The following is a 20,680-nucleotide window of genomic DNA, read 5'->3' as shown; positions in this document are numbered from 1 at the left end:
TGTATACCGACAGCACCACGGACACCCACTCGAACGGAGGCGGCGCGATGGGCCCCTACCTCGTCAGACGACTCGCCCAGGGTCTCGCGACGATCTTCGCCGTCGTCACGATCGCGTTCGGCCTGGGCCGCCTCAGCGGCAGCCCCGCGGCGCTCCTGCTCACCGAGAACGCGACACCCGAGCAGATCGCCGACCTGAACCAGCGCCTCGGCTTCGACCTGCCGCTCTGGCAGCAGTACCTCCGCTACCTCGGCGGGCTCCTCACCGGCGACTTCGGCGACTCCTACCGTCAGGCGGGCGTCTCGTCGATGCAGCTGGTGCTCGAGCGGCTGCCCGCATCGCTCTCGCTCGGCGCGGTCGGCCTGCTGCTCGGGCTGGCGCTCGCACTGGTCGCCGGAGTCGTCATCCAGCTCACCCGCTCCCGCGGGCTCCGCGCCCTCTCGCTCGGCCTCGGCTCGACCCGCCAGGCGATCCCCGACTTCTTCTTCGGCCTGCTGCTGGTGCTGGTGCTGTCGGTCTGGCTGGGCCTGCTGCCCTCGCTCGGCAACCGGGATCCGCTGGCGATCATCATGCCGGCGCTCACCATCGCGACGGGTCAGTTCGTGCTCTACACGCGCCTGCTCGACAACGCGCTGACCGAGCAGTCGACGCAGGACTACGCCCGCACCGCCTTCGCCCGGGGCGAGAACCGCTTCCGCGTGGTCGTCGGCGAGCTGCTCCCGAACGCGTTCCTCCCCGTGCTCACGGTCGCCGGCATCAGCCTCGGCTCGTTCCTCGGCGGCCTGGTGATCGTCGAGAACGTCTTCGCCTGGCCCGGGATGGGGCAGCTGATGCTCGGCGCGGTCTACTCCCGCGACTTCCCGGTCGTCCAGTCGGGTCTGATCGTCGTCGCCCTGCTGTTCATCCTCGCCAACCTGCTCGTCGACGTCGTCTCCGGGCTCATCGATCCCCGAGTGAGGCTCGCATGACCACCACCGAGATCATCCGCACCGGCGCCCTGCGCGCCGGCATCACCACGGCCTTCGCCCGCGGTCGCCGCGTTCCCGCGCTGCAGGTCCTCGGGGCGGCGATGGTCGGCTCGATCGTCCTCTTCTCGCTCGTGTATCCGCTGCTGCCGGGCTACGACCCGTTCGCGCAGGACCTCTCGAGCGTCCTCGCCGCGCCGGGCGCGTTCGCCGAGCACTGGCTGGGCACGGACGCGCTCGGGCGGGACGAGGCCAGTCGGCTCGCGCTCGCCGGCCGGGTCACCCTCGGGATCGTCCTGCTGATCGTGGTCGTCAACAGCCTCGTCGGCATGGCCGTCGGCACCTGGTCGGGCTACGTCGGCGGCAGGACCGACAACGTGCTGATGGGGCTCGCCGACATCCAGCTCGCGATGCCCGTGATCCTGGTGCTGATCGCCCTCGCCGCCTCGCTCGGCCCGAGCGTCTGGCTGATGATCACGGTGCTCGCCGCCACCTATTGGGTCGGATACGCGAGGGTCGCCCGGAGCACCGCGATGGCGCTGCGCGACCGCGACTTCGTGCTCGCACCGCGCCTGCAGGGAGCGGGCGGGCTGTGGACCGTGCGGCGGCACATCGTGCCGAACGTCGCGGTGCAGATGATGATCCTCGCCTCCAGCGACATCGGCGCGGTCATGCTGCTGACCTCCTCCTTCGACTTCCTCGGTCTCGGCGTGCAGGCGCCGACACCGAGCTGGGGCCTGATGATCAGCGAGGGCCAGGACTACGTCCGCCAGGCGCCGCACCTCGCGATCATCCCCGGCGTCGCGATCTTCCTCACGGTCGCCGGCACCAACCTGCTGAGCCAGCGCTTCACCGCCGAGGGCTCGGCCACCACTGTCCGACGCACGTCACGACGATCCGTGAAGCGGAGCCTCCGATGACCACCACCGCCTCCCCCGAGGACCGTGCGGTCCTCCTCGACGTCCGGAGCCTCAGCGTCGGCTACACCGACGAGCACGGCGACACCGTCGTCCTCGTCGACCGCGTCTCCTTCACCCTGCACGAGCGGGAGGTGCTCTGCCTCGTGGGCGAGTCGGGCTCGGGCAAGAGCGTCACGATGCTCGCCGTGCTCGGCCTGCTGCCCGAGGGCCTGGAAGTGCTCGACGGCACCGTGCACTACCGCGGCCGCGACGTCCTCGGGATGCCGGAGCCCGAGCTGCGGGGTCTGCGCGGCAGCGAGCTCGCGATGATCTTCCAGGACCCGATGACGGCGCTCAACCCGGTCAAGCGGGTGGGCGGTCAGATCGGGCGGGCCCTCCGGGTGCACGACCGCGCGCTCGGGCGCGCCGAGGTGCGCCGCCGCGTGACGGGACTGCTGACCGATGTCGGGGTCCCCGAGCCGGAGCAGCGCGCTCGCCAGTACCCGCACCAGTGGTCGGGAGGCATGCGGCAGCGCGCCGTCATCGCGATGGCGATGGCGAACGAGCCCTCGGTGCTCATCGCCGACGAGCCGACGACCGCGCTGGACGTGACGATCCAGGCGCAGATCATGACCGTCCTCGGCACCGTGCGGGCGAAGACCGACGCGGCGATGGTGCTCATCACGCACGATCTCGGCCTCGTGGCCGAGGTCGCCGATGCGGTCTGCATCCTCTACTCCGGTCGCGTGGTCGAGCGGGGCTCGGTCTGGGACGTCTTCGGCCGGCCCGCGCACCCGTACACGGCGGGGCTGCTCGGCAGCCTGCTCTCGGCCGAGCGCGACTCCGGCGATCGGGTCTACGCGATCCCGGGCTCGCCGCCGTCGCCGCAGAACCGCCCCCGCGGCTGCCCTTTCGCTCCGCGCTGCGAGCTGCCCGCGAAATCCGAGCTCTGCACACAGCTCGAGCCGCTGCTCGAGGACCTCGGCCGCGACCGCTGGGCCGCCTGCCACTACGCGCAGCAGACCCCGCGCTTCGCCGCGGAGGTGACCGCGTGAGCGCCCCGGCACTGAAGGACGCCGTGCTGAAGGTCGACGACCTGCACGTGCGGTTCACCCAGCGCACGGGCCTGCGCTCGCGCCGCGTGATCGAGGCCGTCAAGGGCGTGTCGTTCGAGCTCGCGCGCGGCGAGACCCTGGGGCTGGTCGGCGAGTCCGGCTGCGGCAAGTCGACCCTCGTCCGCACGGTCTTCGGCCTGAACCCGGTGGCGAGCGGCTCGATCGAGGTGCTCGGGCGCCGGCTCGACACCCTCTCCAGCCGCGAGCGCCGGAGCGTGCAGAACCGGATGCAGCTGGTGTTCCAGGATCCGTACTCGGCCCTGAACCCGAGGCTGACGGCGCACGAGATCGTGGCGGAGCCGCTGCGCATCGCCGGCCGCTACTCCCGCGACCGCGTGGTCTCGCTCCTCGACGACGTCGGCCTCGGGACCGACGCGCTGGAGCGGCGTCCCGGCCAGTTCTCGGGCGGACAGCGCCAGCGGATCGGCATCGCCCGTGCTCTGGCGCTCGAGCCCGACGTGCTGGTGCTCGACGAGCCCGTCTCCGCCCTGGACGTGTCGGTGCAGGCGCAGGTCATCAACCTGCTCAAGGACCTGCAGGCCGCCCGCGGGCTCTCCTACCTCTTCATCGCGCACGACCTGGCCGTGGTGCGCTACCTCTCCGATCGGGTCGCGGTGATGAACCGCGGCGAGTTCGTCGAGGTCGGCACCCGCGATCAGGTGTTCGGCGCCCCCGCGCACCCCTACACGCGCTCGCTCCTCGACTCCATCCCTCTCTCCGATCCCCGGCAGCGGCCGAACGCGCCGGCCGCCTCCCCTCAGCCAGTCTCCACCCTCAGCGAAGGAACCCACCGCTCATGACCCGGAACCGCGCCACCTCGACCCTCGCCCTCACGACGATCGCCCTCGCGATCGCCGCTCTCACCGGCTGCTCGGGAGCCTCGAGCGCCTCGGCCGACCGCGACCTCGTCATCGGCCAGGTGGCCGAGCCGGAGAGCGCGCCCGACCCGATCATGGACGGGTCGCTCGCGGGCTACAACTACTACTACAACGTCTTCGACCAGCTGACGAAGCTCGATGCGGACGGGGCGATCGAGCCCTCACTCGCCACCGAGTGGACGCCGAGCGAGGACCTCACGACGTGGACGTTCACGCTCCGCGACGACGCGACGTTCTCGAACGGCGACCCGGTCACGGCCGGCGACGTGGCGTTCACGTACAGCACGATCCTGGCCTCGCCGGACTCCGACAACCTCGGCTACATGGGCGTCCTCCAGTCGGTCGAGGCGACCGACGACACCACCGTCGTCTTCACCCTGAACGCCCCGTTCTCGCCGTGGCCCTCGATCACCACCGCGATCTCGATCGTGCCCGAATCGGTCTACACCGAGCTCGGCTCCGAGGGCTTCGCCGCCGCTCCCGTCGGCAGCGGGCCGTTCCGCTTCGTCAGCTACACCCGCGGCGTCGAGTACGTCATCGAGCGGAACCCCGACTACTGGGGCGAGGAGCCCGAGGTCGAGAAGGTCACCTTCCAGACCGTCGGCGACTCCGACGCACGGCTGAACGGCGTCTCGTCGGGAAGCCTCGACATCGCCCTCATCTCGCCCAACCAGGTCGACTCGCTGAGCGGGAGCGGTGTCGACGTCGCCTCGCGCACGGCGAACGGCGTCACCTTCCTCGGGATGAACTCGAGCACCGGAGTGCTCGCCGACCCCCGCATCCGCCAGGCGATCGGGCTGGCCATCGACAAGCAGTCCCTGGTCGACGGCGTCCTCAGCGGCCGCGCGGTCCCGAACGACCAGATCGTGGCGCCGGACGTGGCGGGCTACGCCGACCTCGACGCCACCGAGTACGACCCCGACGCCGCGAAGGCGCTGCTCGCCGAGGCCGGCTACTCGGGCGAGACCATCCCTCTCCAGTACGCGACGGAGGGGCGCATCCCCCTGTCGTCCGAGATCGCCCAGGCGATCGGCGGCTACCTCGAGGCGGCGGGCATGACGGTCGAGCTGAAGGGCACCGACCAGGCGAGCCTGTCGAACATCATCTACGGCACCGTCTCGGTCGAGGGGCTCTATCTCAACACCTGGGCGCCGTCGACGATGGACGGCGACATGCCGGCCACGAACCTCTTCGCCGGCGGCCAGAACGACTACGCGAAGTCGCCCGAGCTCGCCGCCCTGGTCGAGGAGCAGCGGACCGTGACCGGCGACGAGCGCACCGCGGTGTTCGGCGAGATCGCGCAGACCAACATCGACAACGCCTTCATCGCACCACTGTTCACCCCGGACGCCGACTACGCGGTCGCCCCCGGCCTCGACTGGACGCCCCGCGCCGACGGCGAGTACGTGCTGAGCGACGTGACGTTCGCCGACTGACCCGTGACCACCACTCCTCGCATCCGAAAGGCTCCGCCCATGCCGCACTCCACGCTCCTCCGCGACGTCCGCCCCTGGGGCGGCGAGGCACGCGACGTCGTCGTCGACGAGACCGGGATCGTCGCGATCACCGCGGTCGGCGAGGGGGCACCCGGCGAGGTCGACGCGGTGATCGAGGGGCGTGACGGGATCCTGATCCCCTCCTTCTCCGACGTGCACGTGCACCTCGACTCGACGCGGCTCGGCCTGCCCTTCCGGCCGCGCACCGGCGAGGAGGGACGCTGGGGCCGGATCATGAACGACCGCGCGCACTGGCGCAGCGCCGAGGCGCCGGTCGCCGACCGCGCGACCGCGACCCTCCGGACGATGATCGAGAAGGGGGCGACCCGGGTCCGCAGCCACGCCCAGGTGGACGCCGACTCCGGGCTCGAGAAGTTCGAGGGCGTGCTCGCCGCCCGCGAGGCGCACCGCGACCGCAGCGACGTCGAGATCGTGGTCTTCCCCCAGGTCGGCGTCTTCGTCGAGCCCGGAGTGGTCGAGCTGCTCGACGAGGCCCTCTCCCTCGGCGGCGACCTGATCGGCGGCATCGACCCGTGCGAGATCGACCGCGACCCGGTCCGCCACCTCGACGCCGTCTTCGCCCTCGCGGAGAAGCACGACGTCGGACTCGACATCCACCTGCACGAGCGCGGCTCCCTCGGGCTCTTCTCGATGGACCTGATCGCCGAGCGGATCCGCGCACACGGACTCCAGGGCAGAGTCTCGATCTCGCACGCGTTCGCCCTGTCGTCACCCGCCCGGGGAGTGGCCGCCGCCATCGAGACACTCGCGTCGCTCGATGTGGCGCTGACGACGATCGCGCCCGGCCACGGCGCCGAGCTCCCCCTGCTCGACCTCCTCGCCGCCGGGGTGCGCGTCGGCCTCGGCATGGACGGCCAGCGCGACTACTGGTCCCCGTGGGGCAACGGCGACATGCTCGAGCGGGCGTTCCTCCTGTCCCACGGCCAGGGCTTCGACAACGACATCGACATCGAGCACGCGCTCGCGGTCGCGACCTGGGGCGGCGCGTCGGTCATCGACGGCGGGCTGCACCGGCTCGCCTCCGTCGCCGACCGCCCGGGACTCGCGGTGGGCGACCCCTCCGAGCTCGTCGTCCTGCGGGGCGACACTCCCACCGCCGCCGTGATGGACCGCGACCCGGACCGCCTGGTGCTGCACCGCGGCCGGCTCGTCGCCGCGGGCGGCGCCCTCGTCTGACCCCTGCAGGGGCGCACCCCTGCTGGTCGAGCAGCCGCGGAGCGGCTTCCTCATGGCCCGCCCCCTCCTCCGGGAGGCGGCGGGTCCTCGGCGTCAATGCACGATCGTTACCGAAGTCGCTCCGGCGCTGTTGCGTCACAAGAATTGTTCACGGTAACATTTTGCCCAGGACGCACCCGGACGTGTCACTGCACGACGGGCGTCCACCGCACATCCTGCACTCACCGCACCTCGGGCGCCAGGCCCGCACTGCACTCATCACATCCGGGCCCCTGGGCCCGCACCCACGGACGCTCCCGCGCGTCCGTGATCTCAAGGAGGAGATCCATGTACAACACGAGGCGTTTCGGCCAGTTCCTCGGTTTCGCAGCAGTCGGCGCACTCGCGCTCGGCCTCGCCGGCTGCTCCGGCGGCTCGGACACGGCCGCCGGCGGCGGCGGCGACGACGTCACCACCATCGGCTTCGTGGCCGTCGGCCCCGAGGGCGCGTGGCGTCAGGCGAACGAGACCAACATCGAGGAGACGTTCACCGCCGACGCGGGCTACGACCTCAAGTACGCCCCCGCCACCAACGGCGACCAGAAGTCGCAGATCGACTCCTTCACGTCCTTCGTGGACGAGGGCGTCGACATCATCCTGCTGTCGGCCACCGAGGGCTCCGGCTGGGAGGACTCGCTCGAGCGCGCTCAGGAGGCCGAGATCCCGGTCATCCTGATCGACCGCGGTATCGAGCCGGACGACACCGACCTCTACGTCACCCGCATCGCGCCGGACAACATCGCGGTCAGCACCTCGGTCGCCGACTGGGCGAAGTCGAGCTTCCCCGACGGCGCGAAGTACTTCACCCTCGAGGGCCCCGCGGGCGTCTCGGTCGTCAACGAGCGCAACGAGGGCTGGGACGAGGTCATCGGCGCCGACTCCGCCTTCACCAAGGTCGGCGCGCAGACCGCCAACTGGTCGACCGAGGAGGCCAAGAGCGTCTTCGAGACCGTCCTGAAGTCGAACAACAACGACGTCCAGATGGTCTTCGCCCAGAACGACGAGATGGGTCTCGGCGCGGTCCAGGCCGTCCAGGAGGCCGGCCTCACCCCGGGCGTCGACGTCAAGATCGCCACGATCGACGGCACCAAGAACGCCCTGCAGGCCCTGGCCGACGGTGAGCTCAGCTTCGTCGCCGAGTACAACCCGCTCTTCGGCGAGACCGCCCTCGACGCCGTCGAGAAGACCCTCGCCGGCGAGACCGTCGAGTCCTCGATCGTCGTCCCGAGCGAGACCTTCGACTCGCCCGAGGCCGCGGCGACCGCCCTGCCCGACCGCAAGTTCTAGGAAGCACCGCTCAGCAGCACCACCCCTCCATCGGAGCGACCGGGGCCCCACCGCGGGTCCCGGTCGCTCCCACCTCCGGCGCAGAGCAGCGCCACTCGAGAACGGAACGACGCGACATGGCGGATTCGCCTCCGATCGTCGAGATGAAGAACATCTCGATCAGCTTCCCCGGCGTCAAAGCCCTCGACGGTGTCGACTTCCGCCTGTTCCCGGGCGAGGTCCACACCCTCATGGGCGAGAACGGCGCCGGCAAGTCCACCCTCATCAAGGCGCTGACCGGCGTCTACAAGATCGACAGCGGCGAGATCGTCGTCGGAGGGACGCCCCGGCGCCTCGCCGGCACCGCCGATGCGCAGGCGGCCGGCATCTCGACCGTCTACCAGGAGGTCAACCTCTGCACCAACCTCAGCATCGGCGAGAACGTCATGCTGGGCTACGAGGTGCGCGGCCCCTTCGGCATCAACTGGCGGGCGACCCACGACGCCGCCAAGCGCGCCCTCGAGCGCCTCGGCCTCGGCCACCTCGACCCGCGCCGCCCGCTCGCCTCGCTCTCGATCGCGATGCAGCAGCTGGTCGCGATCAGCCGCTCCACCGTCAGCGACTCGCGCGTGCTCATCCTCGACGAGCCGACCTCGAGCCTCGACGCGAACGAGGTCGAGAACCTCTTCGTCGTCATCCGCCGCCTCCGCGAGGAGGGCGTCGCGATCCTGTTCGTCTCGCACTTCCTGGACCAGGTCTACGCGATCAGCGACCGCCTCACCGTGCTGCGCAACGGCACCTACGTGGGCGAGTACCTCACCCACGAGCTGGACCGCACCTCGCTCATCTCCAAGATGATCGGCAAGGACATCGCGGCGCTGCGCTCCCTCGACTCCGAGCGCGCGGACAGCGACCACCTCTACCGCGAGGCCCCGCTCTACTCGGCCAAGGGCCTCTCCAAGAAGGGCTCGATCGAGGCGACCGACCTCACGCTGCACCGCGGCGAGGTCGTCGGCTTCGCCGGTCTCCTCGGCTCCGGCCGCACCGAGCTCGCCCGCCTGATCTACGGCGTCGACAAGCCCGACACCGGCGAGATCACGCTGCACGGCAAGAAGATCGACGTCCCGACGCCGACCGCCGGACTCGCGCACAAGATCGCCTTCTCGAGCGAGAACCGCCGCGACGAGGGCATCATCCGCGACCTCTCGGTCCGGGAGAACCTGATCCTCGCCGTCCAGGCGAAGCGCGGCTGGGCCCGTCCCCTCTCCAAGAAGGAGAAGGACGAGATCGTCGCCAAGTACCTGGTCGAGCTCAACGTGCGCCCGGCCGACCCGGACCGCCCGATCAGCAAGCTCTCCGGCGGCAACCAGCAGAAGGTGCTCCTCGGGCGCTGGCTGGCCACCGCCCCGGAGATCCTCATCCTCGACGAGCCGACCCGCGGCATCGACGTCGGAGCCAAGGCCGAGATCCAGGAGAAGGTCGTCGCCCTGGCCGGCGAGGGCGTCGCCGTGGTCTTCATCTCGTCCGAGCTCGACGAGGTCGTCCGCCTCAGCGACCGCATCATCGTCCTCAAGGACCACCGCGTGATCGCGGAGATCCTCAACGGACCCGCTGTCACTGCGGAGTCGATCGTCACTACCATCGCCGCAGAGGGAGTCGTCGACGAGGACGTCGTCGTTCTCGAAGGCGCCACGCAGGAGGCCGCATCATGAGCAGCGACACGCGACCGGACCGGGGCTCGCTCCTCGCGAGCCTGATCCGCCGTCAGTACTTCTGGGGAGCGGTGGCCATCGTGCTGCTGCTGCTCGTCAACGTCGTCAAGGACCCGAGCTACCTCGGCGTCAGTGTCAGCCCGACCACGGGCTACCTCGTCGGCAACGTCATCGACATCGCCCGCGCCGCCGCCCCGATCCTGATGATCGCGGTCGGCATGTGCCTCGTCGTCGCGACCGGCGGCATCGACCTCTCGGTCGGCTCGATCATGGTCGTCGCCGGCGCCGTCTCGATGGAGTTCCTCAACGCCCAGGGCGCGCCGGACTCGCTCGGCGCCGCCGCGTCCGCCTTCGCCCTCGCGCTGCTGGTCGCCGGAGTGCTGGGTGCCGTGAACGGCATCCTGGTCTCGGTGGTGGGGCTCCAGCCCTTCATCAGCACGCTCGTCGTGATGCTCGCCGGCCGCGGCCTGGCGAAGGTCATCACGGGCGGCCAGAACACCGCCGCGACGAACGAGCCGTTCCGCTGGCTCGCCAACGGCTACGTCTTCGGGCTCCCCGTCGTCTTCCTGCTCGCCATCGCGATCGTCGTGGTCGTCGGAGTCCTGGTGCGCCGCAGCGCGCTCGGCCTGATGATCGAGGCCATCGGCATGGACCCGAAGGCGGCCCGCCTCGCCGGCATCAACCGCCGCGGCCTGCTGATGACCGCCTACATCGGCTCCGGCGTCCTCGCCGGCGTCGCGGGCGTCTTCGCCACCGCGAGCGTGATGACGGTCGACGTCTCGCGCACCGGCTACCAGCTCGAGCTCGACGCGATCCTCGCGGTCGTGGTCGGCGGCACCTCCCTCGCGGGCGGCAAGTTCAACATCACGGGCGCGGCCGTCGGAGCGATCCTGATCGCCACCCTCGACAAGACGGTCGTCTTCCTCGGCGTCTCGTCCTCCGCGACGCCCGCCTTCAAGGCGATCGTCATCGTCGCCCTCTGCCTGCTGCAGTCGGAGCGGGTCCGCTCCGCCTTCAAGAACCGTCGCGAGGCGCGCCGAAGCGTCCCGCAGAAAGAGGCGATCCCCGCATGAGCGCCGTGCTGACCCGACCCGCCCCGCCGGCGAAGTCGAACCGCTCCTCCGCCACCTCGTGGCTCAGCCAGCACCTCGACAAGCTGCCGACCCTCGCCGCCCTGGTGATCTTCCTGGGCATGATCGTCTACGGCGAGATCGCCTACGGGCGCATCCTCCAGGCGAGCACGATCTCGAACCTGCTGATCAACAACGCGCACCTGATCATCCTCGCCGTGGGCCTGACCTTCGTGATCCTCACCGGCGGCATCGACCTCTCGGTCGGCGCGGTGATCGCCTTCACCAGCGTCAGCGGCGTGCTGCTGATCAACAGCGGCTGGAACCCCTGGCTCGTGATGCTGCTGATGGTGCTGATCGGCTCCGCGTTCGGCCTGATCTCCGGCGTGCTGATCCAGTACTTCAACGTCCAGCCGTTCATCGCGACCCTCGCGATGATGTTCCTGGCCCGCGGTCTCGCATCGATGCTGAGCACGGTCCCCGAGCGCCTCCCCGAGGACTCGGCCGTGCTGTCGCTCGCGACGCCGATCAAGCTGATCGACGGACCGAAGGTCAACGACTTCGTGATCAGCCCCGGCGTGATCATCGCCGTGATCGTCGTCGCCGCCGCGTTCTTCGTGCTGCACCGCACCCGGCTCGGCCGGACGGTCTACGCGATGGGCGGCTCCGAGCCGTCGGCCGCGCTGATGGGCCTGCCCGTCGTCCGGACCAAGCTGCTCATCTACGTGATCAGCGGCACCCTCGCGGGCCTCGCCGGCGTGGTCTACACCGCCCGCCTCGGCAGCGCGCAGAACATCACCGGCACCGGCTGGGAGCTCGACGCCATCGCGGCGACCGTCATCGGCGGCACGCTGCTCACCGGCGGCGTCGGCTTCGTCCTCGGCTCGGTGATCGGCGCCCTGGTCCTCGGCCTGATGAACGTCCTGATCACCCGCGACGGCGGCATCCCGCCCGAGGCGACCACCATCATCACCGGCGGCATCCTGCTCGTCTTCGTGCTCCTGCAGCGCGCGGTGATGGCCCGCAACCGGACCTGACGCCGGGCCGCAGCGCCACTCGATCCGTCACGAACGGTCGCCTCGGAACTCTGGGGGCGACCGTTCTCGACGTCTCGGCGCGGCCGATCCGAGGCGTGGAAATCCCCTCCGGATACCCGTCGCGTTGACGTGAACATCGTGTTACCGTGAACATTACCGGTGCGTGCCGGACCCTTTCCCTTCAGCAATGGTGCCGAACTAGGAGTTAGTGCGATGAAGCCCTTCCTGCGACCGGTCGTCCTCGTGACGGCACTCGCACTCACCGTCCCGCTGCTGACGGCGCAGTCCGCCGCAGCCGCCCCGGCCGACGATCTCGTCCTCCGCTACGCGCTCGACGCGACCAGCGGCACGACCGCCGTCGACAGCTCCGGCAAGGGCCGCGACGGCGTCCTCTCCGGCGGCGCGGTCGCCTCGGGCGCCGCGGGCGTGACGCTCGACGGCGTCGACGACTTCGTGAAGCTGCCCGACAATGTGCTCGCCGGCCTCAGCTCGATCACCGTCAGCACCGAGGTCCTGGTGAAGCCCTCCCAGGGCACCCCCTACTTCATCTGGGGCCTCGGCAACACGACGAACAGCGCCGGCAACGGCTACCTGTACACGACGGGCAACAGCTACAAGGCCTCGATCGCCACCGGCAACTGGACCACCGAGCAGACCGTGAACTCGGGCGCCGACCTCGCCCGCGGGGTCTGGAAGACGCTCACCTACACGCTCGACGACGCCTCCGACACCGCGCGGCTCTACCTCGACGGCACCCAGGTCGCGCAGCAGACCGGCGTGACGATCACCCCCGGCGCGATCGGCGGCGGGAGCACCACCGCGAACGCGATCGGCCGCTCGGTCTACACCGGCGACAAGTTCCTGGCCGGCTCGGTGCGCGACTTCCGCATCTACAGCAGCGCGCTCAGCGCCGCCGACGTCGCGACCCTCCAGGCGAGTGACGCCACCCGCACCACCCGCGACGCCGCCGCGCTGACCCTCGGCGACCTCTCCGCCGTCACCGCGAACCTGACCCTGCCGACCACCGGGCCCAACGGCTCCGCGATCGCCTGGTCCTCCAGCAACGCCGCCGTCGTCTCCTCGAGCGGAGTCGTCACCCGGCCCGCCACGGGCAGCGCCCAGGCCGTGCTCACCGCGACCGTCACCCGCGGCTCCGCGACGCAGACCCGCACCTTCACCGCGACCGTGCCCGCGCAGGACGCGAACGCCGACGCGCAGAAGGCGCTCGACGCGCTGAGCATCGTCAACGCCGGCGACGTCCGCGGCAACGTGACGCTGCCCGCGAAGGCCGGCTCCTACGACGTGACCTGGGCCTCCTCGAACGCCGCCGTCGTCAGCACCAGCGGAGTCGTGAAGCGCCAGGCCGCGTCCACCGCCGTCACCCTCACCGCGACGATCGCCGGCACCACCGCCACCCGGCAGCTCCCGGTCACCGTCACCGCCGCCCCCGCGGGCCTGGACACCGAGTACGACGCCGGCTACCTCTGGACCCACTTCGCGTCGACCGACTACGAGAAGATCTACTTCGGCTCCAGCACCGACGGCCTGCACTGGTCCAAGCTCAACAACGACAAGGCCGTGCTCGCCAACCTCGCCGGCACGCTGGGCGTCCGCGACCCGCACCTCGTCCGCTCCCCCACCGGCGACGAGTACTGGATCCTCGGCACCGACCTGCACGCCGAGGGCACCGCCGGCGGCGGCTCCTGGGACCAGGTCAACGCCAGCCAGAAGCTCGTCGTCTGGCGCTCCACCGACCTCGTGAACTGGGGCCAGCAGAACCTCGTCTTCGCCGGCGCGCCGAACGCGGGCAACGTCTGGGCGCCCGAGGCGATCTGGGACGAGGCCACCGGCCAGTACTACGTCTACTGGTCCGGCCGCGACAAGACCCAGGTCGGCACCGACGCCTGGGCGCTGCGCGTCTACGTCTCCACCACCCGCGACTTCCAGACCTTCTCCACCCCGGCGGTCTGGCTCGACGAGAACTCGTCGACGAACAACGCCGACGGCCCGAACATCATCGACACCACCATCGCCGTCGAGAACGGCGTGTACTACCGCTTCTCCACCTCCGACTGGCGCACGGTCGTCGACAAGGCGAGCAGCCTCGCCGGCCCGTGGACGCGCGTGATCGCCCGCGGCGAGGAGACGTCCCGCGGCCTCTCCGACCACCTCGAGGGCCTCACCGTCTACCAGCTGCCCGACGGCCGCTGGGTCGTGATGGGCGACTCGTTCGGCTACTCCGCCTACGTCACCGACACCCTCGCGGACATGCGGTTCACGGCGCTGCCGGTGGGCACGACCGGAGCGAACACGTACTCGTTCTCGAAGCCCTTCCGCCACGGCTCCGTGCTGCGGCTCTCCAGCGCCGAGGAGGCGCGCCTGACCGCGGCCTACGGCGGCACGACCACCGGCCCGGCGCCGAAGCCGGTGAACGCGAAGGGCGAGATCCTCCGCTACTCGTTCGACGGCGGCTCCGGCACTACGGTGCAGGACGTCTCGGGCAACGGCCAGAACGGGACGATCGTCTCGGGCGGCGCCTGGCAGACCGGCTCGGTGAAGCTCGACGGCACCGACGACTACATCGAGCTGCCCGACAACCTGCTCGCGGGCGTCACCGACGTCACCGTGCAGACCGAGGTCTGGATCGACTCCGCGCAGAGCGGCGCCTACTTCCTCTACGGCCTCGGCAACACCACGAACGGTGCGGGTGACGGCTACCTCTTCACCTCCGGCAACAACTACCGCACCAGCCTCGCCACCGGGAACTACACCACCGAGCAGACCGTCTCCTCCGGCTCGGCCGTGCCGCGCGGCCAGTGGGCGCAGCTGACCTACACGCTCTCCGGCACCACCGCGACGCTCTACCTCGACGGCGTCCGCGTCGGCGGCGGCACCGTCACGGCCGACCCGAAGGACATCGGCGGCGGCACGACGACGGCCAACTCCATCGGCCGCTCGAACTACGACGCCGACAATCGCTTCCGCGGCCAGGTCCGCGAGTTCGCGCTCTACAACCGGGCCCTGAGCTCGGCCGAGGTGCTCGCCTCCTCCGGCAACACCACCGTGCTGGCCGACGTGACGCTCACCGGCGACGTGCTGAAGACCGCACCGATCGTCGACCAGGCGACCCGCACCGTCACCCTCCCGGTGAAGCCCGGCACGGACCGCTCGAAGCTGACCGCCACCTACTCCACCGCCGCGGGCGTCACCGCGAGCCCCGCCTCCGGCACCGTCCGCGACCTGCGCACCCCGCAGACCGTCGTGCTGACCCCGGCCGGCGGCGGAGCGACCACCACCTGGACGCTCAAGGCCGTCGAGATGAAGAGCCCCGTCCTCCCGGGCCTCTACGCCGACCCGAACATCGCGGTCTTCGGCGACACCTACTACCTCTACGCGACCTCGGACGGCTTCCCCGGATGGGGCGGCAAGACCTTCTACGCCTGGTCGTCGAAGAACCTCGTCGACTGGACCCGCTCCGCGCAGCCGATCCTCACCCTCGACGGCGCGAACGGGAACGTCCCGTGGGCGACCGGCAACGCCTGGGCGCCGACGATCATCGAGAAGGGCGGGAAGTACTACTTCTACTTCTCCGGCCACAACGCCGCGCTGGACCGCAAGACGATCGGCGTCGCCGTCGCGTCGAGCCCGATGGGCCCGTTCACCGCGCAGCCCTCCGCCATGATCACCAACGGCGAGTCCGTGAAGTCCGGCCAGGCCATCGACCCGGCCGCGTTCACCGACCCGGCCACCGGCAAGAGCTACCTCTTCTGGGGCAACGGCGCACCCGTGTACGCCGAGCTCTCGGACGACATGCTCTCCGTCAAGGCCGGCACCATCAAGACGATCTCGGGTCTCACGGACTTCCGCGAGGGCGCGTTCATGAACTACCGCAACGGGCTCTACCACCTGACCTACTCGATCGACGACACCGGCTCCGAGAACTACAAGGTCGGCTACGCGACCTCGACGAACATCGACGGACCGTGGACCTACCGCGGCGTGATCCTGGAGAAGGACCCCTCGCAGGGCATCCTCGCCACCGGCCACAGCTCGATCATCAACGTCCCCGGCACCGACGACTGGTACATCGCCTACCACCGCTTCGCCATCCCCGGCGGAGACGGCCAGCACCGCGAAACCACCATCGACAAGGTGACCTTCGACCCCGCGACCGGCCTGATGCAGAAGGTCGTCCCGACCCTCACCAGCGTCAGCCCGCAGACGGTGCCGACCGCGGCTCCCGCCATCACGGTGACCGCCACCGCCTCGACCCGCTGCGTGCAGGGCAAGGTCGTCCTCTCCGTCGTCGCGACGAACCCGAACGCCTTCCCGGTGAAGATGGTCGTCACCTCGACCTCGGGCTCGAAGACGTTCGAGGAGGTGGCCGCCGGCAAGTCCGTCACCCACTCCTTCACGACCCGCACCGCCGCGCTGCCCGCCGGCTCCGCGACCGCCACGGCCACCGCGTTCGTCGCAGGCAAGCCGGCCACCGCGACGGCCACCGCGCCGTACGCGGCGGCGAGCTGCGGCTGAAGCCCGTTCGCCCCTCCTTCCACCACCCGACACCACGACCCCACACCACTGAACCGGACGGCGACGCTGCCGTCTCGAGAACGGAGAACACCCTGATGAACACCCGATCCCTCCTCACCCGTGGCGCCGCCGGCATCGCCGGGGGCCTGCTCCTGCTCGGCGTCGCCGGCACCGCGTTCGCCGACGAGCAGCAGGGCGCCGACGACGTCGACGTGAACGTGCAGATCGCGCCGCTCACCACGCCCGGCTCGCTGTCGATGACGGTCGCGAGCGACGCCACGGCGCTGACCGAGAACGGGTCGACCGGAGTGATCCGGCAGTTCACCGGCACCCTGCCGACCGTGACGGTGACGGACACCCGCGACGCCGCCGACATCCCGGACGGCGCCGGCTGGTACGTGCTCGGCACCGCGAGCGACTTCACCTCGTCGACCGGCGACACCATCGGCGCGGAGAACCTGGGCTGGGCGCCGAACCTGATCGACGGCGGCGACTCGGGCCTGGTCGCGGAGGGCGACGTCGTCGACACCGCCATCGACGGCGGCCCGGACGGAGTCGGCCTCGTCGACCAGGAGCTGCTCGCCATCACCAACGACTCCGCCGGAGTGGCGGAGGAGGGCTCCTGGACCGCCAACGCGGCCCTGACCCTCAAGACCCCCACCACCGTCGACGCCGGCGACTACAGCTCCACCCTCACCCTCTCCCTCTTCGAGTGAGCCTGCGCATGCCGGTCGAGTAGCCGCCGCGGGCGGCGTATCGAGACCCACCCCGCTCAGCCCGGTGGATCTCGATACGCCCGCTCCGCGGGCTACTCGATCAGCATGCAGAGTGCCCGCTCCGCTGCCTCCTCGCTCCGCAGGCAGAGGGCCCGCGTCTGCCCCACCCCGTGAGAACCTGGACCTCCCATGACCTCCGCGCTCCGCACCCTTCTCGCCGTCCTCGTCGGCGCGCTCGCGCTCTCCGCCGCTCCCCCGGCCCTCGCCGCCGCGACCGACCAGATCACCTGGGCGGTCAGCCCCGCGACCGACGGCGCCGTCGACAAGCGCTCCTGGGTCGAGCTCGACCTCGACCCCGGCGCCACCGCCGAGGAGCAGGCCGCGGTCCGCAACCTCAGCGACCAGACCGTCACCTTCCGCATCGACGCGGCCGACGGCTACTTCACCGACAAGGGCCGCTTCAACATGCTTCCCTCCGACCAGGAGTCCGTCGACGCCGGCACCTGGATCACCGCCCCCGAGACCGTCACCATCGAGCCCGGCGGCACCGGCATCGTCCCCTTCACCGTCACCGTCCCCGACGACGCCGAGCCCGGCGACCACGCCGCCGGCCTCGCCGCCTCCCTCGTCTCCGTCGGCACCGACGTCGGCGGCTCCTCCGTCGGCGTCGAGAGCCGCATCGGCTTCCGCGTGATGACCCGCGTCACCGGCGACGTCGTCCCCGCCGTCGCCGTCGAGAACCTCACCGGCGACTACCGCCTCTCCTGGAACCCCTTCCAGCCCGGCGCCCTCACCGTCACCGCCGACATCGTCAACACCGGCAACGTCCGCCTCCTCCTCGACGGCAGCGCCAGCACCCAGGGCGCCACCGCCCCGCTCGTCGCCGCCGACGCCGCCCAGCAGGAGCTCCTCCCCGGCGACCGCCGCGCCGTCACCCTCCCGCTCGACGACGTCTGGCCCCTCTTCGCCGTCGGCACCGACCTCACCGTCGCCCCGACCGTCGTCACTCCCGACGGCCTCGACCCCGTCGACATCGCCCCGCTCACCGAATCGACCACCACCGCGGCCGTCCCGCTGCCCCAGCTCGCCGTCCTGCTCGGCCTCGCGCTGATCCTCGCCGCACTCCTCGCCGGCCGCACCCGCTCCCGCCGCCGCGTCGCCGCCCTCGTCGAGCAAGCCAAGGAGGAGGGCCGCCGCGAGGCCGCCCACCAGCCCTCCTGACCCTCGCTCCCCTCCGCGCCCCGAGATGCCACTTGTGCACGCTTTTCACGGCGTGTCGCGTGCACAAGTGGCATCTCGCGGGGAGCGGCCTACTGGTAGGTGATCAGGTCGGGGAGGGGGGCGACCTGGGCCATCGTCTCGGCGGGGGTCAGCATCGGCAGGTCCTCGTCGTAGAAGTTCTTCCAGCCCCAGGCGATGCCCTCGGGGGCGCCCTCGTGCAGGGCGTTCCAGGTGGCCTGCTTGTCGGGCTGGCCGCCCTGGCCGTCGACGTGGATGAGGAACTCGAGCTCGGGGCGGTCGCGGCGGATGCTGTCGCGATCCTGCAGCATCGACAGCCGGAACTGGTGCAGCACGAACATCTTCGGCGGGAGGCCCTCGCGCTGCACGAGGTCGGCGAGCCAGCTCGACACGCTGTCGACCTCGGCGGCCTCGACGCGGCCGATCTGCGCGAGCGGCACCTCGTCGGGCGCGAGCCGCCACTCCGGATCGAGCGCGAGGCCGACGTTCGGCAGGCGCAGCAGCTCCTCGTAGGCCTGCGCCTGGCTGAGGAAGTCGGAGCGGCCCGGCTGCAGATCGAGCACGACGTACATCCCCGCCGCGGCGGCCGCGTCGATATAGGGGCGGATGCCCGCGGGGTCGAGCTCGTTGGAGTAGTCGAAGTCGCCGCCCGCGCTGCCCGCCGCGACCGTGGTGATGATCTCGAGGCTCGGCACGACCTGCAGATCGGTGAGCGAGCGGTACGGCTCCGCCACCGCCTCCGCCCGTGCGATCGTCGCGTCGAGGCCCTGCTCGCCGAGCACACCGAGGACGGGGGCTCCGGGCGTGCCGTAGATCGCGACGTAGAGGTGCCCGCCGAAGAGGCGCTGCCCGCCGCCGGGCAGCTGCCAGCCGCTCGCCGCGGCGCGCACCGACCACTCCGGCAGCGACTGCGCGGCGAGCGCGGGGCCGAGCAGCAGGGTGCAGGCGGCGGCACCACCTTGGACGGCGCTGTCGGCGATCGCGGTGACGGCCGGTCCTGAGGCGAGCAGGTCGGTCACGGAGTCGTCGACGAGGGTCACCGGGACGCCGGCCGCGCGCGCGTTCGCGACGGCCGCGATGTCGGCGGCCTGGGCGAGGGCGGTCACCCCGGCGAGCGGTTCGGCCCGCGCGGGCAGCGCGCCGAACGGCGGCTCCGCGGGAGCGCCGGGCGCGAGGGCGACAAGGGAGGCGACATCGAGCTCGCCGACGGCGACTCCGGTCGCCTCCTCGATCGCGGCGGCCTCGGCGGCGGCGGACACGGTCTCGACACCCGCGTGCTCCGCGACGGAGCCGACGGCGAGGATCCTGGAGGTGCCGAGGCGGGCGAGCTCCGCGTCGATCGGCGAGTCGGACGGCGAGGCCGAGGCCGTCGCGGTCGACGCCGATCCGGCACTCTCCACCAGCAGCGGCACGCCCCAGGCGATGCTCACCTGCGCGGCGAGCAGCACCGACGCGGGCACGTCCTCCACCACGACGACGAGCGGCGCCGCGGTGAACAGCAGCGCGCTCGCACTCGCGGCGTCGGCGGCGAGCGCCACCGGACCGGCGGGCGCGACGGCCTGCGTGCGCGGCGCCTCCTGCGGCTCGGAGTCCGAGGGGGACGCGGAGTCGAAGGTGCAGGCGCTCAGCAGCGGCAGGACGGCGAGGCCGCCGAGCACGACGCCGCGGCGGGTGAGGCCGCGGCGGGTCAGCCGATCGACGGCGGGGAAGTCGGGGATCTCGGGGGGCATGCGCGGACCTCTCCTCTCGGAGCCGGCGGGCTCACTGGTGCGCGGTGGGTCTCGCTCCAGTGTCGCAGGCGATCAGCGCCGCCCCCTCGTCGACCCGGTCAGACCGTGCGCGGCGCCTTGGCCAGGTTCGCCTCGAGCTCCTCGCGGTTCTGCCGCACCACGTAGGCGGGGCGGTCGCGCTCGACGCGCCACGACTCGCTCAGCGGGGTGATCGCGACGGTGTCGAAGCCGAGGCGGTCGTAGAGGTCGGTGACGAAGTGCACGGCCTCGGGGTAGTCGCTCGACGTGGCGAGCGCGCGGCGGTCCTCGGTGCCGACCGGGGTGCCGTCGGTCGTGATGTCTGCGGCCATGATGTGGTTGAACGCCTTGACGACCTTCGACTCCGGGAGGTGCTTCTGCAGCATCTCGCTCGTGGTCGTCTCGCCCTTGTCGAGCGCCTCGATGCGGCCGTCACGCTCGAAGTAGTAGTTGTTCGTGTCGAGCACGATCTTGCCGGCGAGCGGCGCGACCGGCACCTCCTCGAGGTTCTTCAGCGGCACGGTCACGACCGCGATCTCCGCGGCCTCCGCCGCCTCCTGCGCCGTGGCGGCGCGCGCCTTCGGGCCGAGCTCCGCGATGAGGTCGGCGAGGGTCTCGGGACCGCGCGAGTTGGCGATCACGACCTCGTCGCCCTGGGCGAGGACCGCGCGTGCGACCTGGCTGCCGATGTTGCCTGCTCCGATGATTCCGTAAGTGGTCATGGGGACGACAACGCCCGTCGACGGGAGGAATTCCGCCGCGCGGCTCTC

At 71.1% G+C, this 20,680-nt stretch carries 15 protein-coding genes; 13 read left to right on the top strand and 2 right to left on the bottom strand.

The annotated features are described in order from the left end of the window. Positions 1-47: 47 nt before the first annotated feature. From GTU73_RS02830 to GTU73_RS02765, 13 genes are all read left to right on the top strand, one after another. Positions 48-968, top strand: coding sequence for an ABC transporter permease (locus tag GTU73_RS02830; protein WP_160086799.1), 921 nt, complete (start codon positions 48-50; stop codon positions 966-968). After that, complete coding sequence (locus GTU73_RS02825) at positions 965-1,885, top strand: ABC transporter permease (RefSeq protein WP_160086797.1); 921 nt, start codon at positions 965-967, stop codon at positions 1,883-1,885. The genes GTU73_RS02830 and GTU73_RS02825 overlap by 4 nt, the downstream gene beginning before the upstream one ends. Further along, on the top strand, positions 1,882-2,919 hold the full coding sequence (locus GTU73_RS02820) for an ABC transporter ATP-binding protein (protein ID WP_160086795.1): 1,038 nt from the start codon (positions 1,882-1,884) through the stop codon (positions 2,917-2,919). Before GTU73_RS02825 ends, GTU73_RS02820 begins: the two co-directional genes overlap by 4 nt. After that, positions 2,916-3,779 carry an ATP-binding cassette domain-containing protein gene (locus GTU73_RS19020; protein ID WP_208543728.1) on the top strand — a complete coding sequence of 288 codons (864 nt, stop codon included), beginning with the start codon at positions 2,916-2,918 and terminating at the stop codon, positions 3,777-3,779. Before GTU73_RS02820 ends, GTU73_RS19020 begins: the two co-directional genes overlap by 4 nt. Further along, positions 3,776-5,293, top strand: coding sequence for an ABC transporter substrate-binding protein (locus tag GTU73_RS02805; protein WP_160086793.1), 1,518 nt, complete (start codon positions 3,776-3,778; stop codon positions 5,291-5,293). Before GTU73_RS19020 ends, GTU73_RS02805 begins: the two co-directional genes overlap by 4 nt. A 39-nt stretch (positions 5,294-5,332) precedes the next feature. Beyond that, a complete protein-coding gene (locus GTU73_RS02800) occupies positions 5,333-6,550 on the top strand; it encodes an amidohydrolase family protein (protein ID WP_160086791.1) in 1,218 nt (405 codons plus the stop codon). Between the two features lie 327 nt (positions 6,551-6,877). Next, entirely contained in the window at positions 6,878-7,876 is a 999-nt protein-coding gene (locus tag GTU73_RS02795) for an ABC transporter substrate-binding protein (protein WP_160086789.1), read from the top strand. 116 nt (positions 7,877-7,992) lie between these two features. Then, positions 7,993-9,567 (top strand): sugar ABC transporter ATP-binding protein, encoded by a 1,575-nt coding sequence (locus tag GTU73_RS02790; protein WP_160086787.1) that lies wholly within the window; start codon positions 7,993-7,995, stop codon positions 9,565-9,567. After that, positions 9,564-10,640 carry an ABC transporter permease gene (locus tag GTU73_RS02785; protein WP_160086785.1) on the top strand — a complete coding sequence of 359 codons (1,077 nt, stop codon included), beginning with the start codon at positions 9,564-9,566 and terminating at the stop codon, positions 10,638-10,640. The genes GTU73_RS02790 and GTU73_RS02785 overlap by 4 nt, the downstream gene beginning before the upstream one ends. Next, positions 10,637-11,674 (top strand): sugar ABC transporter permease, encoded by a 1,038-nt coding sequence (locus tag GTU73_RS02780; RefSeq protein ID WP_160086783.1) that lies wholly within the window; start codon positions 10,637-10,639, stop codon positions 11,672-11,674. Before GTU73_RS02785 ends, GTU73_RS02780 begins: the two co-directional genes overlap by 4 nt. A gap of 213 nt (positions 11,675-11,887) precedes the next feature. After that, positions 11,888-16,207: a family 43 glycosylhydrolase gene (locus GTU73_RS02775; RefSeq protein WP_160086781.1), complete on the top strand. Its 4,320-nt coding sequence runs from the start codon at positions 11,888-11,890 to the stop codon at positions 16,205-16,207. A gap of 95 nt (positions 16,208-16,302) precedes the next feature. Beyond that, a complete protein-coding gene (locus GTU73_RS02770; RefSeq protein WP_160086779.1) occupies positions 16,303-16,923 on the top strand; it encodes a hypothetical protein in 621 nt (206 codons plus the stop codon). Positions 16,924-17,112: 189 nt separating this feature from the next. Then, a complete protein-coding gene (locus GTU73_RS02765; RefSeq protein WP_160086777.1) occupies positions 17,113-18,144 on the top strand; it encodes a DUF916 domain-containing protein in 1,032 nt (343 codons plus the stop codon). Between the two features lie 89 nt (positions 18,145-18,233). Here GTU73_RS02765 and GTU73_RS02760 read toward each other — a convergent pair whose 3' ends face one another. Both GTU73_RS02760 and GTU73_RS02755 read right to left on the bottom strand, forming a co-directional pair. Continuing rightward, positions 18,234-19,892 (bottom strand): hypothetical protein, encoded by a 1,659-nt coding sequence (locus GTU73_RS02760; RefSeq protein ID WP_160086775.1) that lies wholly within the window; start codon positions 19,890-19,892, stop codon positions 18,234-18,236. A 98-nt stretch (positions 19,893-19,990) separates the two neighbouring features. Continuing rightward, the gene (locus tag GTU73_RS02755; protein WP_160086773.1) at positions 19,991-20,632 is read right to left on the bottom strand and encodes an NAD(P)-binding domain-containing protein; all 642 of its coding nucleotides are present in this window, start codon (positions 20,630-20,632) and stop codon (positions 19,991-19,993) included. Positions 20,633-20,680: the final 48 nt, after the last annotated feature.

This window comes from Rathayibacter sp. VKM Ac-2804, assembly GCF_009866655.1.
Classification (GTDB): Bacteria; Actinomycetota; Actinomycetes; order Actinomycetales; family Microbacteriaceae; genus Rathayibacter.
Note: the sequence above shows the minus strand (reverse complement) of the source record. Positions and strands in the feature narration are given on the sequence as shown.

Coding starts and splice junctions, on each gene's coding strand:
- GTU73_RS02785 (WP_160086785.1), top strand. CDS start 9,564: ATGAGCAGCGACACGCGACCGGACCGGGGCTCGCTCCTCGCGAGCCTG.
- GTU73_RS02820 (WP_160086795.1), top strand. CDS start 1,882: ATGACCACCACCGCCTCCCCCGAGGACCGTGCGGTCCTCCTCGACGTC.
- GTU73_RS02760 (WP_160086775.1), bottom strand. CDS start 19,892: ATGCCCCCCGAGATCCCCGACTTCCCCGCCGTCGATCGGCTGACCCGC.
- GTU73_RS02775 (WP_160086781.1), top strand. CDS start 11,888: ATGAAGCCCTTCCTGCGACCGGTCGTCCTCGTGACGGCACTCGCACTC.
- GTU73_RS02795 (WP_160086789.1), top strand. CDS start 6,878: ATGTACAACACGAGGCGTTTCGGCCAGTTCCTCGGTTTCGCAGCAGTC.
- GTU73_RS02830 (WP_160086799.1), top strand. CDS start 48: ATGGGCCCCTACCTCGTCAGACGACTCGCCCAGGGTCTCGCGACGATC.
- GTU73_RS02765 (WP_160086777.1), top strand. CDS start 17,113: ATGACCTCCGCGCTCCGCACCCTTCTCGCCGTCCTCGTCGGCGCGCTC.
- GTU73_RS02780 (WP_160086783.1), top strand. CDS start 10,637: ATGAGCGCCGTGCTGACCCGACCCGCCCCGCCGGCGAAGTCGAACCGC.
- GTU73_RS02800 (WP_160086791.1), top strand. CDS start 5,333: ATGCCGCACTCCACGCTCCTCCGCGACGTCCGCCCCTGGGGCGGCGAG.
- GTU73_RS02755 (WP_160086773.1), bottom strand. CDS start 20,632: ATGACCACTTACGGAATCATCGGAGCAGGCAACATCGGCAGCCAGGTC.
- GTU73_RS02825 (WP_160086797.1), top strand. CDS start 965: ATGACCACCACCGAGATCATCCGCACCGGCGCCCTGCGCGCCGGCATC.
- GTU73_RS02790 (WP_160086787.1), top strand. CDS start 7,993: ATGGCGGATTCGCCTCCGATCGTCGAGATGAAGAACATCTCGATCAGC.
- GTU73_RS02805 (WP_160086793.1), top strand. CDS start 3,776: ATGACCCGGAACCGCGCCACCTCGACCCTCGCCCTCACGACGATCGCC.
- GTU73_RS02770 (WP_160086779.1), top strand. CDS start 16,303: ATGAACACCCGATCCCTCCTCACCCGTGGCGCCGCCGGCATCGCCGGG.